Origin of the sequence: Subtercola lobariae, from assembly GCF_014640255.1 — a bacterium.
GTDB lineage: Bacteria > Actinomycetota > Actinomycetes > Actinomycetales > Microbacteriaceae > Subtercola > Subtercola lobariae.
The window spans coordinates 72,495-86,559 of the sequence record NZ_BMGP01000007.1; the positions used below are offsets into that span (position 1 = coordinate 72,495).

Consider the following 14,065-nt stretch of genomic DNA (forward strand, 5'->3'; position numbering starts at 1 on the left):
TGGCCACGTATTGTGGCCATGTCGGCTCTGCTCCGACGAAAGTACCGTTCGGGTGGCGCGGCATCGGCGGGCGGCACCCGGCGCCGGCAGCCCTAGCGGGGGCGGGGCTTCAGGTACAGGGCTGCCAGGGGCGGCAGGGTGAGCTCTACAGAAGCCGGGCGACCCGACCAGGGCACTGACTCGGCCTGCACGGCACCGAAGTTGCCCACGCCCGATCCGCCGTATTCAAGGGCGTCTGTGTTGATGATCTCATCCCACACGCCGCCGAAGGGCAGACCCACGCGGTAGGGGCCGACCGGAGCGCCGCTGAAGTTCATCAGCACCGCGATCGGATTGCCCTCGGCATCCCACCGTAAGAACGATACGAGGTTCTTCTCGCTCGAACCGCCGTCGATCCACTCGAACCCGCCAGCCTCGTTGTCACGCAGCCAGAGCGCGGGGTTCTCGACGTAGACGCGGTTGAGTGACGACACGAGGTGCAGCAGCGAACGGTGCACGGGCTGGTCGAGAATCCACCAGTCGAGGCCACGCTCTTCGCTCCATTCAGAAGGCTGACCGAACTCCTGGCCCATGAACAGCAACTGTTTGCCCGGGTGCGCCCACATGAAACCGAGGTAGGCGCGCAGGTTCGCGAGCTTCTGCCAGTGGTCGCCGGGCATCTTCGAGAGCAGTGACCCCTTGCCGTGCACGACCTCGTCGTGCGAAATGGGCAAGATGAAGTTCTCACTGAACGCGTACAAGAACGAGAAGGTGATCTCGCCGTGGTGATACGAGCGGTAGAGCGGGTCGGTCTCGATGTACGAGAGGGTGTCGTGCATCCACCCCATGTTCCATTTGATGCCGAAGCCGAGGCCGCCCTGATTGGTGGGGTGCGTGACGCCGGGCCAGCTCGTCGACTCCTCGGCGATCATCACGATGCCGGGGTAGCGGCGGTAGGCCGTCGCGTTGACCTCCTGCAGCAGGCTGATGGCCTCGAGGTTCTCGCGGCCGCCGTACTGGTTCGGCAGCCACTGGCCCTCTTTGCGCGAGTAGTCGAGGTAGAGCATCGAGGCCACGGCGTCGACGCGCAGCCCGTCGATGTGAAACTCTTCGAGCCAGTACAGCGCGTTCGCCACGAGAAAGTTGCGTACTTTCGAGTCACCGAAGTTGAAGACGAGCGTGCCCCAGTCGGGCTGCTCGCCGCGCCGGGGGTCGGGATGCTCGTACAGCGCCTCTCCGTCGAACTTCGCCAGCGCCCATTCGTCTTTCGGAAAGTGGCCCGGAACCCAGTCGAGCAGCACGCCGATGCCCGCCTGGTGCAGGCGGTCGATCATGTACCGCAGGTCATCCGGTGACCCGAAGCGCGCGGTGGGGGCGAAGTATCCCGTGACCTGGTAGCCCCACGATCCGCCGAATGGATGCTCGGCCAGCGGCATGAACTCCACATGAGTGAACCCGAGCTCGTGTACGTAGTCGATGAGCTGATCGGCGATGCTGCGGTAGTCGAGCCCCGGCCGCCACGAGCCGAGATGCACTTCGTAGACGCTCATGGGGGAGTTGTGCGGGTCGCGCTCGGCCCGAGCGCGCATCCACTCGCCGTCGGCCCATTCGTAGTACGAGTCGGTGATGACCGACGCCGTGAGCGGCGGAACTTCGGTTCGCCGCGCCATCGGGTCGGCCTTGCTGACCCAGCCGCCGTGTTGCGCGAGCAGCTCGAACTTGTAGTTGCTGCCGGGTTCGAGGTCGGGAATGAAGATCTCCCAGACGCCTGAGCTACCGAGGCTGCGCAGCGAGTGCCGCGTGCCGTCCCAGCCGTTGAAGTCACCGATCACGCGAACGGCGCGGGCGTGCGGAGCCCACACGGCGAACGCGGTTCCGGCGAAGGCGGCCTCTGCGCCGTAGTGGGTGCGGTAGTGGGCGCCCAGAACATCCCACAGCTGCTCGTGCCGGCCTTCGCCGATGAGGTGCAGGTCGAGTTCGCCGAGCGTGGGGCCGAACCGGTAGGGGTCGTCGGCCGACCAGGTTGAACCGTCGTCGTAGGTGGCGTCGATCGTGTAATCGTTGATGCCGGTGAGCGTGAAGCCCTGCCAGATGCCGCCGTAGAGGTGGGTGAGCTGCACGCGAGCGCCGTTCGAGAGCACCGCGGCGACCTCTGATGCGAGCGGGCGAAGGGTGCGGATGACCGTGACGGGGTCACTGACCCCAGCCCCTTTCACGAGGTGCTGCCCGAGCACTTTATGCGGGTCGAAGTACGAGCCGCTGGCAACCTGCTGCAGCACCGAAACGGGTACCTCGTCGATGCTGAGGGTGGTGAGGCCGTCGATCTGGGTCATCAGGAATCGCCTTCGTTCGAGTTTGTGGTCGTGGTGGCGGCTCGGTGGCACACATGCCCGAGCTGGCTGCGGAGCGCGGTCGTCATGGCGCCTCGTCGGTCGCGGGCTCGGCGCGGGCATCCAGAGCGTCGGGTTCGTAGTGAACTCGCAAAATGTGCACGGGCTCGCCGAATGCGTTCAGGCGCACGTAGTTGTCGGCACCCCAGAGCCAGGTCACGCCTGTGATCAGGTCGGTGACCCTGAACTGAGCGCCCGGGTCGAGGCCGAACTTCGTTACGTCGAGGCGCACGGTGGTCTCGCGAACCGACCAGGGGTCGACGTTGGCGACCACGATGATGCCGTCGTCTTCGCCGCTCTCGGTGAACGAACCCGCGATGTACTTGCTGTAGACGAGTATCGAGTCGTCGTCGCTGGCGTGAATGTCGAGGTTTCGCAGTTGCTGCAGCGCCGGATGCTCGCGCCTGATCTGATTGAGCTGGGTGATGTACGGCGCGATCGACGCGTCGGCAGCCTCGGCGGCGGCGAAGTCGCGCGGCTTGAGCTGGTACTTCTCGTTGTCGATGTTCTCTTCAGAACCCGGACGCGCTACGTTCTCGATGAGCTCGTAACCCGAGTAGACACCCCACGACGGCGACCCGGTGGCGGCGATGGCGGCCCTGATCTTGTAGGCCGGCCGCCCGCCGAACTGCAGGTAGGCGTGCAGAATGTCAGGCGTATTCACGAAGAGGTTCGGCCTGAAGAACGCGGCCGTCTCGTGCGCGAGCCCGTCGAGAAACTCTTCGAGTTCTTCCTTGGTGTTGCGCCAGGTGAAGTACGTGTACGACTGCTGAAAGCCCACCTTCGCGAGCGTCTGCATCAGCGCAGGCCGGGTGAACGCCTCGGCCAAGAAGATCACGTCGGGGTACTCGGCGTTGATCGTGGTGATCACGTACTCCCAGAAGTCGAGCGGCTTCGTGTGCGGGTTGTCGACGCGAAAGATCTTCACGCCGGTGGCGATCCAGAACTTCAGCAGCCGCAAGGCTTCGGCACGGATGCCCGCCGGGTCGTTGTCGAAATTGATGGGGTAGATGTCTTGGTACTTCTTCGGCGGGTTCTCGGCGTACGCGATAGAGCCGTCGGGCAGCGTCGTGAACCACTCGGGGTGCGTGGTGACCCACGGATGATCGGGCGAAGCCTGCAAGGCGAAGTCGAGCGCTATCTCGAGCCCCACCTTCTGCGCGGCCTCCCGAAAGATTTTGAACTGCGCCACAGTGCCCAGATCGGGGTGCACCGCATCGTGCCCGCCGGCCGCGCCGCCGATGGCCCACGGTGAGCCAGGGTCGCCGGGCTCCACAGTCAGGGTGTTGTTCGGCCCTTTGCGAAACGCCTCGCCGATGGGGTGGATGGGCGGCAGATACAACACGTCGAACCCCATAGCCGCGACGGAGGGCAGGCGGCGCGCCGCGGTGCGGAAGGTACCGCTCGTGATGGTGCCGTCGGCGTTCTGCACCGCGCCCACCGAGCGCGGAAAGAATTCGTACCAAGCGCCGTAACCGGCGCGCTGGCGCTCGACTTTGACGTCGTGCCACTCGGAGAAGGTGTCGAGGCTCGCGATCGGAAAGCGCTCGACCGCGTCGAGCACGGTGGGCGCAGTGGCGGCAGCCAATCGGTCTTCGGCGGGCAGCGTGGCGTCGGCCATGAGCAGCGCCAGATCGTCGAAAAGCGCGCGATCAGCGGCCGGGCGCGCGGCCTCCGCCCCGGCCCGCACGAACAGCTCGCTGGCGATCAGAAACATCAGGTCGACGTCGATGCCCGCGGGCACCTTGATGGCGGCGTTGTGCTGCCAGGTGGCGAAGTCGTCACTGAAGGCGCGAATGCGAAAGCGCCAGGTGCCCTGGGTGGGCAAATGCGCGAGTCGTTGAAAGCGGTCGATGCCCGTGCCGATCATCCGCAAGCCGTATGAAGAGCTGGCACCTGTTGGGTCGACGAGCTCGACACGCCCTCCTACGGCGTCGTGGCCTTCGCGAAAGATGGTCGCGCCGAACGGAACGACCTCACCGGCGTAAGCCTTCGCCGGCCAGCGCCCGCCCGAAACCTCGGGAAACACGTCGACGATGGGAATGCGCCCGATGATCGGCTCGAACGCCGCCGCCGCCACCGGCTTCACGCCGGGCTTCGCCGTCGCCGGTCGGCCAGATGACTTCACTGCTGGTTTTGCCACTGTCTTAGCCACAATTCGACCCTACCCACAAAGGCCTCGAAGCGAGTCGCAATCTGTTACCCCTTGCGCGTTTAGGGCTTCGTCACCTACCTGTTCTAGGCTGGCGCCACAGGGTGGTGCGGCGGCTCACTGCGCCGACGCTCGAGATTATGGCTGTGGCGAGTGCCACCTGCCCCGAAGGAGCGTCAGTAGTGAAAGCGATTCGCAAGTTCACCGTTCGGTCTGTTCTGCCACCCGAGCTCTCGGCCGTCGGTGAGTTGGTCGCCAACCTGCGCTGGTCATGGCATGAACCTACGCGTAAGCTGCTCGCCCACATCTCGCCTGACGACTGGGAGGCCACCACTGGCGACCCTATTGCGTTGCTTGGTGCGGTCAGCTCAGAACGACTCGCTCAGCTCGCCGCTGACTCCGGTTTCGTCGCCTGGGCGAACAGTCTGCGCGACGACCTCAACCGGTACCTGAGCGAGCCGCGCTGGTACCAGTCGCTTGCTGAACCGAAGCCCCGCAGCATCGGTTATTTCTCACCGGAGTTCGGCATCGCCGCGGCGCTGCCCCAGTATTCGGGTGGCCTCGGCATTCTCGCCGGAGACCACCTGAAGGCGGCCTCAGACCTTGGCGTGCCCATCATCGGCGTGGGGCTGTTCTACCGCGCGGGGTACTTTCGACAGGCCATTTCGCGCGACGGATGGCAGCAAGAGAGCTACCCCGTTCTCGACCCCGACGGGTTGCCGCTGAACGTGTTGCGGCTGGCCGACGGCTCGCCGGCCCAGGTGGTACTGGCGCTGCCGGATGACCGCGCGCTCTACGCGCGCATCTGGCAGGCCCAGGTGGGGCGCATCCGGTTGCTGCTGCTCGACACCGACATTCCCGACAACGACGAAGACCTGCGTTCGGTGACCGACCGGCTCTACGGCGGTGGTGGAGAACACCGGCTGCTGCAAGAACTGCTGCTCGGTATCGGCGGCATTCGGGCGCTGAAGATTCTGGCCGAGCTGACCGATTCGCCCGAGCCCGAGGTGTTTCACACCAACGAAGGGCACGCCGGCTTTCAGGGGCTCGAGCGCATTTGCGACCTCATCGGCGAGGGGCTGTCGTTCGACGTCGCGCTGCAGGTCGTTCGCGCGGGCACCGTTTTCACGACGCATACGCCCGTGCCCGCCGGCATCGACCGGTTCGACGCCGCACTGGTTCGCCAATACTTCTCCACCGATCTGCTGCCCGGGGTCGACGTCGAGTCGATTCTGGCGCTCGGCAACGAGGTGGCCAACGGCGGCAGCGCCGACAAGTTCAACATGGCCGTGATGGGCCTTCGCCTGGCTCAGCGCGCGAACGGCGTTTCGAAGCTGCACGGCGAGGTCAGTCGCGGCATGTTCGCGGGGCTCTGGCCCGGATTCGACCAGGCCGACGTTCCCATCACCTCGGTGACTAACGGCGTGCATGCCCCCACCTGGACAGACCCGCTACTCATCGAGCTCGCCGAGAACAAGCTCGGCACCTCAGACACTGCGCGCGCGAACTGGGCCTCGCCAGACGTCACCGACGAAGACCTTTGGGCCGTGCGCAACGACATGCGGCGCCAGCTGGTGGCGGATGCGCGGCACCGGGTCACCGAGGCATGGCTTGAGCGGAGCCCCGGGTCAATTCCGCCCTCGTGGTACCGAACACTGCTCGATCCTGACGTGCTGACCATCGGGTTTGCCCGGCGGGTGCCCACCTACAAGCGGCTCACGCTGATGCTGCACGACCCCGCGCGCCTGAAGTCGATTCTGCTCAACCCGGCGCAGCCCGTTCAGATGGTGATCGCGGGCAAATCGCATCCCGCCGACGAAGAAGGCAAACGCCTGATCCAGAAGCTGGTGCAGTTCGCGTCAGACCCCGAGGTGCGGCACCGTATGGCGTTCTTGCCGAACTACGACATCGGCATGGCGCAGAAGCTCTACCCCGGCACGGATGTGTGGTTGAACAACCCGTTGCGGCCGCTGGAGGCCTGCGGAACATCCGGAATGAAGGCCGCACTCAACGGCGGCCTCAACCTGTCGATCTTGGACGGCTGGTGGAACGAGTACTACGACGGCGAGAACGGCTGGGCGATTCCCACCGCAGACTCGGCCGACACCCCAGAGGAGCGCGACCAGCTCGAGTCTGAGGCGCTCTACGACCTCATCGAGCACCAAGTGGCGCCGCGCTTCTACGACCGCACCGCACAGGGCCTGCCCGAGCGATGGACCAAGTCGATTCGCCACACGCTCTCGACCCTGTCGCCCTCGCTCTCAGCAGACCGCATGGTGTCGGAGTATGTGCAGCGGCTCTACCTGCCCGCGGCTGCCGCCTCGCACACCATCGAGGGTCACGACTACACGCCGGCCGTCGAGCTCGCAGAGTGGAAAGAGCGCGAGCGCGCGGCGTGGGCCTCGGTCGCTGTGGTGCACGTCGAGTCGGGCGGGTTGGATGACACGCCCCAGGTCGGCGATGAGCTGCAGGTTCGGGCGCGCATCCAACTCGGCTCATTGACGCCAGACGACGTGGCGGTCGAAGTGGTCTATGGGCACGCAGGGGCGGGGGATTCGCTTACCGGCGTCAACTCGATCGCGCTCTCGCCGGCGCAACTGCCCACCACCACCACGCCCATCACGGTGATCAACCCGGGATCGCAGCACACCGACTCCGACGGGCTCTGGGGTTTCTCGGGTACCGTTGTGCTCGAGCGCGCGGGCTCCTTCGGTTACACCGTGCGCGTCGTGCCCCGCCACGCGAACCTGGCGTCGTCGGCCGAGCTCGGTCTGGTGGCCACCGCCCGCTGACCGGCGCCGCCTCCGCCTGCCCACGAGAGAAGCCGTTTCGGTCGAAAGAAGCCGTCGCACCACCTTCTTTCGACCGAAACTGCTTCTCTCGCCGTCGATGGGCGGGTCAGTCGGCGCGGAAGAGCTGGATGGAGGAGGCCGCCACGTCGTAGTCGCCGCCCGGCGGCCGGGTGACGGGGGCCGCGTCGGGGGCCGGGGGAGCGTCGTCAGAGCTGTCCCACAGCAAGGTGTACTGCGACACACCCTCGTGGTGCGGCATGACCACGCACGTCGGCGACTCGATGCCGTGGATGACCACGAGAATGCGGTTGAAGGCCTCGTGTTCAGGGGTGGATGCCGCGAGGAACTGCAGCGTGCGGTTCTCAGGGCTGTTCCACTCGTAGACGCTCATCGAGTTGCCGCCGCCGTCGTACCAGTCCATCTGGCTCGCGCTGGGGGTCGTCTCGCCGAACACACCGAAATGCTCCGGGCGAAGCGCCGGGTTCTCTCGCCGCAGGCGCAGCAGGTGCTGCGTGGTCTGCCACAGCCCGTTCTGCCACTTGCGGCGATCCCAGCTGAGCCAGGTGAGCTCTGAGTCGTGACAGTACGCGTTGTTGTTGCCTTTCTGGCTGCGGCCGAATTCGTCGCCCGCGGTGATCATCGGCACGCCTGCCGAGAGCAGCAAAGTGCCCATCAGGTTGCGAATGGTGCGGCGCCTGCTGGCCTCGATGGCACGGTTCGAGGTAGCACCCTCCATGCCGTGGTTGTACGACATGTTGTTGTCGGTGCCGTCGCGGTTCGACTCTCCGTTGCCCACGTTGTGCTTCACGTCGTATGCGGTGAGATCGGCCATGGTGAACCCGTCGTGGGCCGTGATGAAGTTCACCGACGCCAGAGGGCCGCGTTCGGGCGAGAAGGTGTTCGATGAGCCCGCGAGGCGGGTCGCGAGCATCCCGACACCGTCGCCCGGTGAGCCGTTTTCTCGAATCGAGCGAATGTCGCGCAGCCAGAATTTGCGCATGCGGTCTCGGTAGCGGTCGTTCCATTCGTGCCAGCCTGAGGGAAAGTTGCCGGTCTGCCAGCCGCCCATTCCCACATCCCACGGTTCGGCGATCATTTTCGTGCCGGCGAGTTCGGGGTCGTTGACGATGCCTTGGATGAGTGGATGCCCGGGGTCGAACGAGTGGTCGCCGTTGCGCCCGAGCGTGGCCGCCAAATCGAACCGGAACCCATCGACCTGCACGTCGTTCGCCCAGTACTTCAGCGAGTCGAGAATGAGCCGCGACACCGCCGGAACCGATGTATTGACGCTGTTGCCGCACCCGGTGACGTCGATGTACGACCCGGTGCGAGTCTGCCGGTAGTAGTTCGCATTGTCGATGCCGCGAAAGCTCGTGGTGGGCCCCATGCGCCCTTCTTCGGCGGTGTGGTTGTACACCACGTCGAGAATGACCTCGAGCCCGGCCTCGTGCAGCAGCTTGACCATGCCCTTGAACTCGCGCAGCACCCCGCTCGGCCCCTCGGCCTGTGCTGCGCGCGTGCCGTAGAAGTTGTGCGGGCTGAAGAAATTGAGCGTGTTGTAGCCCCAGTAGTTGCTGAGCCCCTGCTTCATCAGCCGCCGCTCGGAGACGAAGGCCTGCACGGGCAGCAGTTGCACCGCGGTGACGCCGAGTTTCTTCAGGTAGCTGATGGTGGTTTCGTGCGCGAGGCCCGCGTACGTGCCGCGGAGGTGTTCGGGCATCCGCGTGTTCAGCTTGCTGAGGCCTTTGACGTGACCCTCGTAGATGACGGTGTGATCGAGCTCGGTGCGGGGTTTTTGCACGCCGTTCCAGTTGAACTCGGCGTCGACCACGACGCCGCGCCAGAGGTCGGGGCCGGTGCGGGTGAGGCCACGGGCGTAGGGGTCGATCAGCAGCGTGTTGGCGTCGAAGGCGTTCATGGGGCCGTCGGGGCCGCTGACCCGCAGGGCGTACTTGCGGCCGGGCGCAAGAGCTTTCGTTTTGCCGTACCAGACGTTGTTCGCGTCACGAACGAGTTCGACGTTCTTGAACACCCAGTTCGGGTCTTTGTGATCGAACAGGCAGAGCTCGATTCGGCTCGCGTTCTCAGACCAGACCCTGATCTCGCCGCCCGACGCCGTCTGCCTGATTCCGAGGTGGGCGAAAGGATCGGCGATGGTCATGAGTCTTAGAGTAGTGAGTAGTTGTTTCGGCAATGAAAACAGGAGTTTACGCCCGGCTATGGCCATTTATCTCGATCACGCAGCGACCACACCCATGGTGCCGGCCGCGCTTTCGGCGTACGTCTCGGCGCTCGGAGTGGTGGGCAACCCGTCGTCGATTCATTCGCAAGGTCAGCAGGCGAAACGGATGCTCGAGGAGTCGCGCGAGGTCGTCGCCGAGTCGCTCGGGGCAGACCCGGTTGAAGTGGTATTTACGTCGGGCGGCACCGAGTCGATCAACCTCGCCATCAAGGGGTTGTTCTGGCATCGGCAGGGCAGGGCGGGTGGCGTGCGTTCGGCCGCGGAGGCTCGGGCCGGTGTTGCATCGGCTGGCGGCGCTAATCTGAGCGACGTCGGGCCGGTCGCCCCCTCTGCGCTGCGGCGGCCACGCGTGCTCGTTCCAGGCGGCGAGCATCACGCCACGAACGACGCTGTCGAGTGGCTCGCTCAATACGAGGGCGCGCAGATCGAGTGGTTGCCTGTCGATGCGCTCGGGCGACTGACGCCGGAGGTGCTCGAGGCGGCGCTCGCGGGCGGTAGCGGCGGCGACGTGCAGGGGGGCGGCGAGCACGCCGAGGCTTCTGCGACGCGCGAGGCGAAGGCCGGGCATCCACTGCCCGCGGGCGCCGCAACCGCAGACGACGTTGCACTCGTGAGTTTCTTGTGGGCGAACAACGAGGTCGGCACCATTCAGCCCGTCGCCGAACTCGCGGCAGTCGCCGCACGGTACGGCGTGCCGGTGCACGTCGACGCCGTGTCGGCATACGGGTACCTGCCCATCGACTTTCACGAGATCGGCGTCGCCGCGCTGAGCGTCTCGGCGCACAAGATCGGCGGGCCCGTGGGTGTCGGCGCACTGCTGCTGGCGCGAACGGCCGAGGTTGTTCCGCTGATTCACGGCGGAGGCCAGCAGCGCGGCCGATCAGGCACGCAAGATGTGGCGGGCGCGGTAGCGTTCGCGGCGGCAGCGCAGAACGCCATCGAGACGATGCCGTCGTTCGTCGCCGAGCTGAGTGTTCTTCGTGATCGGCTGATTGCGAGCATCCGCTCGGCCGTACCTACCGCTGTCTTGCGTGGCGACCCGGCTCCGGATGCCCGGCTCGCCGGCAATGCCCACTTCACTTTCGCGGGGTGTGAGGGCGATTCGCTGCTGTTCTTGCTCGATGTGGCAGGTTTCTCGGTCTCAACCGGCTCTGCGTGCCAAGCCGGAGTGCCCGAGGTCTCGCACGTGCTGACCGCGATGGGCGTGCCAGAACTCGAGGCGCGTGGAGCGCTGCGCTTCACGCTGGGGCACGGCACCACTGCGGCCGAGGTCGATGCGCTCGTAGCGGCCATGCCCGCGGCGGTCGCGCGCGCCTCGAAGGCCGGCTTCGCCGACCGCGCTGTGGCGTAGCTTTCGGCGAGCCGCTCCGCTCGGCGCCGCGCCGCGGCGCGCAAGTCCGCGCAGCGCCGCGCTAGTCAGCTCCGTGGCGTAGCGCACGCTGTGCCGCGCCGCTCGGCGCCTCGCGCACTAGTCTGCGCTGCGCCGCGCCGCTCACAGCTGCCGCGCGCACCGCGCCGCTCACAGCTGCCGCGCACACCGCGCCGCTCAGCGGCGGCGCCGTGTACCGAAGATACCCGAGACGACGCTCGTCAGAATCGACTGCGTCGCCTTCGACCCCAGCACATCGGCCAGAACCTTGGGCGCGCTCGTGGCCGTGGTGCGGGTTCCGGATGCCCGGCGGGCGCGTTCGGCATCGGCATCCGCCTCGCGCTGGGCTTTGGCCTGAGCCTTTTCATAGTCGGCTTGCGCCTTGGCCTGCTGCTTCTCGGCAGCAGCTTGGGTTTTCGCGGCCTCGCGTTCAGCCTTCGCCGAGGCTTCGGCTGCGGCGGCGGCTGCGGCGGCCTCTGACGCCTGGTTGAGTTTCGCCGTGAGAATCTCCCGCGCAGACTCACGATCGATGATGGCGCCGTACTTCGGCAAGAGGGGCGAGGCTGTCACCGATGCATCGATCTGGGCATCCGGAGTCGGTGACATCGAGCCTTGGGGCGCTCGCAGACGAGTCCAGGCGACCGGACTCGGCGCACCTTTCTCGTTCATGACCGTCACAACGGCCTCACCGGTGGCCAGATTCTGCAGCACCTCGGCGAGGTCGTACCCCGATTTCGGGTAGGTCGACACCGTCGCCCGCAGCGACTTGGCGTCGTCAGGCGTGAAGGCACGCAGCTGGTGCTGAATGCGCGAACCGAGCTGCGCGAGCACCTCGCTCGGCACGTCTTTCGGCGTCTGAGTCACGAAGAAGATGCCCACTCCCTTCGAACGGATCAGCCGCACCGTCTGGGTGATCGACCTCAGAAAGTCTTTCGACGCGTCGCGAAAGAGCAGGTGCGCCTCGTCGAAGAAGAACACCAGCTTCGGCTTGTCGAGATCGCCCACCTCGGGCAGATCGTTGTACAGATCGGCCAGCAGCCACATCAAGAAAGTGCTGTACAGCGCAGGTTTGTCGGCGACTCCCGGCACCTCGAGCAGGCTCACGATTCCCTTGCCGTCTGCCGTCGTTCGCAAGAACTCAGCGGTGTCTATCTCGGTCTCGCCGAAGAACACGTCGGCGCCCTGGTCGGCGAAGGTGATGAGTTCGCGCAGAATCACACCGATGGTCTGCGCCGAAATGCCGCCGAGCTCGATGAGCTCAGATTTGCCTTCGGCGCTCGCGAGATAGCTCAGCACGGCGCGCAAGTCGCTGAGGTCGAGCAGGGGTAGCCCGGCCTTGTCGGCGTAGTGAAAAACGAGCCCGAGGCTTGACTCTTGCGTGTCGTTGAGGCCCAGAACCTTACTCATGAGCAGTGACCCGAACCCTGTCACTGTCGCACGAATCGGGATGCCCTTGCCGGCCCCACCCAGGCTGAAGTACTCCGTCGGGCTCGCCACCGACTCCCACGTCTGGCCGATGCCCTGCGTTCTGCTCAGGAGTTTTTCGTTCGACTCCCCGGCCGAAGCGATGCCCGAGAGGTCACCCTTGATGTCTGCCGCGAAGACAGGAACTCCTGCGGCGCTGAGCTGCTCGGCCAGCACTTGAAGCGTTTTCGTCTTGCCGGTTCCTGTCGCGCCGGCAACGAGCCCGTGCCGATTGGTCATGGCCAGCGGAATACGAATCTGCACGGCCGGGTCGGCCTCGCCGTTGACGAGGGCGCCCATCTGCAGGGCGGCGCCCGCGAAATCGTAACCCGCACGTATCGCGGCGACAGCGTCGGTGTCGAGGGGTCCGCTGGCGCCGGGCGCGGCGACTGGCGGCGCGACGGGTGTGACCTGTGCGGCGGCTGGGGCCGGAATCGCTGCTGTCGTCGCGGCGGCCGCATGGGCCGTGGCCGCTGCCGCTGCATCCTGTGCCCGCTTCAGCGCCGCCTCAGCCGCCTGCTGAGCGAGCCGCGCGGTCTCAACGGCGGCGGCAGCTTCTTCTTGGGCCATTCTCAGAGCGTCATCGGTCATGCCGTCAGCCTAAGCCGCGACCGCTCGGGCGGCTATGACGAGTTCGGCCGTTCGGCCGCCATGGTGGAGTCAGAGATTCATCGACGTGAGAATCGCGCGGTGGTCGCTGTCGCCCGCGGTGAGGGTGGTGTTCGAGGTGACCGTCATTCCGCGCTGCAAGAGGTGGTCGAGACGGGTGACCGGCAGGCTGGCGGGCCAGGTGCTGCCGAGCATCCCTTCGCTCTGATTGGCCTCTGTCAGCTGACCCTCGATGCCCCCCATTGCCCGGTCAGTGGATGCCGCGTTGAAGTCGCCCACCGCGATGACTCTGCTGTTCTCGTCGTTGGGTAACGTGCTGGCTAAGGCGGCGAGCATGGAGTCTCGTGCCGAGACGTCGCCTGGGCGCGCTGACGCGGCGTGGATCACGTAAATGCTGACGAGGCCCTGCGGGGTCTGCACGTCGGCCGCGAGTGCTCTGTTCCAGCCGAGGCCGAGGTTCAGCGGCTGGGCGTTGATGACGGGGTATTTGCTCCACACGCCCACCGTGCCCACGCCGTAAGAGTAGGGGTAGTCGGCCGCGAGGGTCGACGAGATGGTGTCGAAATCGTCTGACGTCATCTCTTCGAGGGCGATCACGTCTGCGCCGGTCGCGGCGAGCGTTGCGGCCGAGGTCGCGCCGGTGCCCGAATCTGCCTCGATGTTCTGGCTGGCCACGGTGAGATGCGTACCGTCAGCAGTGGATGCGGCGGGTGCACTCCAGTTCAACGGCACGAGACCGGGGCCGATAACGACGCCCCACACCAGTGCGGGTAGAAGAACGATGAGCGCGGTACGCCGCCGTCTGCTGAGGAGCGCCATCACGAAAAGTGGCACGACGAGCAGCCCGAACCAGGGAATCGCGGTGTCGAGCAACAGGCCGATTCCGCCGATGTCGGGTACCGCAGTGTGAAAGAGAATCAGGCCGGTGAGGATGAGCGAGAACGCGATTGTGAGCGCAACGAAGGCCGGTCGGCTCGTTCGGCGGTCAGGGCGGTTGGGGGCACTGACGGCGGGAGTTGGGCGGGTGGCCAGGAGCAAAGACATCGAAATCAGTCTTGCGCATCTGTC

General features: G+C 66.0%; 7 protein-coding genes. 2 read left to right on the plus strand and 5 right to left on the minus strand.

Annotated elements, in window-relative coordinates:
• Nucleotides 1-92: 92 nt before the first annotated feature.
• Nucleotides 93-2,312 carry a 1,4-alpha-glucan branching protein GlgB gene (glgB, locus tag IEX24_RS17385; protein WP_188680618.1) on the minus strand — a complete coding sequence of 740 codons (2,220 nt, stop codon included), beginning with the start codon at nt 2,310-2,312 and terminating at the stop codon, nt 93-95.
• Between the two features lie 82 nt (nt 2,313-2,394).
• Nucleotides 2,395-4,512 (minus strand): alpha-1,4-glucan--maltose-1-phosphate maltosyltransferase, encoded by a 2,118-nt coding sequence (locus IEX24_RS17390; RefSeq protein ID WP_373283858.1) that lies wholly within the window; start codon nt 4,510-4,512, stop codon nt 2,395-2,397.
• Nucleotides 4,513-4,703: 191 nt separating this feature from the next.
• Here IEX24_RS17390 and glgP point away from each other — a divergent pair, with 191 nt between their 5' ends.
• The gene (gene glgP / locus IEX24_RS17395) at nt 4,704-7,313 is read left to right on the plus strand and encodes an alpha-glucan family phosphorylase (protein WP_188680620.1); all 2,610 of its coding nucleotides are present in this window, start codon (nt 4,704-4,706) and stop codon (nt 7,311-7,313) included.
• A 106-nt stretch (nt 7,314-7,419) separates the two neighbouring features.
• Here the strand turns inward: glgP and glgX are convergent, their stop codons facing one another.
• Nucleotides 7,420-9,474 (minus strand): glycogen debranching protein GlgX, encoded by a 2,055-nt coding sequence (gene glgX, locus IEX24_RS17400; protein WP_188680622.1) that lies wholly within the window; start codon nt 9,472-9,474, stop codon nt 7,420-7,422.
• 58 nt (nt 9,475-9,532) lie between these two features.
• Here glgX and IEX24_RS17405 point away from each other — a divergent pair, with 58 nt between their 5' ends.
• Nucleotides 9,533-10,906: a cysteine desulfurase family protein gene (locus IEX24_RS17405; RefSeq protein ID WP_188680624.1), complete on the plus strand. Its 1,374-nt coding sequence runs from the start codon at nt 9,533-9,535 to the stop codon at nt 10,904-10,906.
• Between the two features lie 195 nt (nt 10,907-11,101).
• Here IEX24_RS17405 and IEX24_RS17410 read toward each other — a convergent pair whose 3' ends face one another.
• A complete protein-coding gene (locus IEX24_RS17410; RefSeq protein WP_229715502.1) occupies nt 11,102-12,979 on the minus strand; it encodes a helicase HerA-like domain-containing protein in 1,878 nt (625 codons plus the stop codon).
• A 69-nt stretch (nt 12,980-13,048) separates the two neighbouring features.
• Complete coding sequence (locus tag IEX24_RS17415) at nt 13,049-14,041, minus strand: endonuclease/exonuclease/phosphatase family protein (protein WP_188680626.1); 993 nt, start codon at nt 14,039-14,041, stop codon at nt 13,049-13,051.
• Nucleotides 14,042-14,065 lie beyond the last annotated feature (24 nt).

What these genes read in the sequence shown, in the direction of transcription:
- IEX24_RS17410 (WP_229715502.1), bottom strand. Translation starts at nt 12,979, where the DNA reads ATGACCGATGACGCTCTGAGAATGGCCCAAGAAGAAGCTGCCGCCGCC.
- IEX24_RS17415 (WP_188680626.1), bottom strand. Translation starts at nt 14,041, where the DNA reads ATGTCTTTGCTCCTGGCCACCCGCCCAACTCCCGCCGTCAGTGCCCCC.
- glgB (WP_188680618.1), bottom strand. Translation starts at nt 2,312, where the DNA reads ATGACCCAGATCGACGGCCTCACCACCCTCAGCATCGACGAGGTACCC.
- glgX (WP_188680622.1), bottom strand. Translation starts at nt 9,474, where the DNA reads ATGACCATCGCCGATCCTTTCGCCCACCTCGGAATCAGGCAGACGGCG.
- IEX24_RS17405 (WP_188680624.1), top strand. Translation starts at nt 9,533, where the DNA reads ATGGCCATTTATCTCGATCACGCAGCGACCACACCCATGGTGCCGGCC.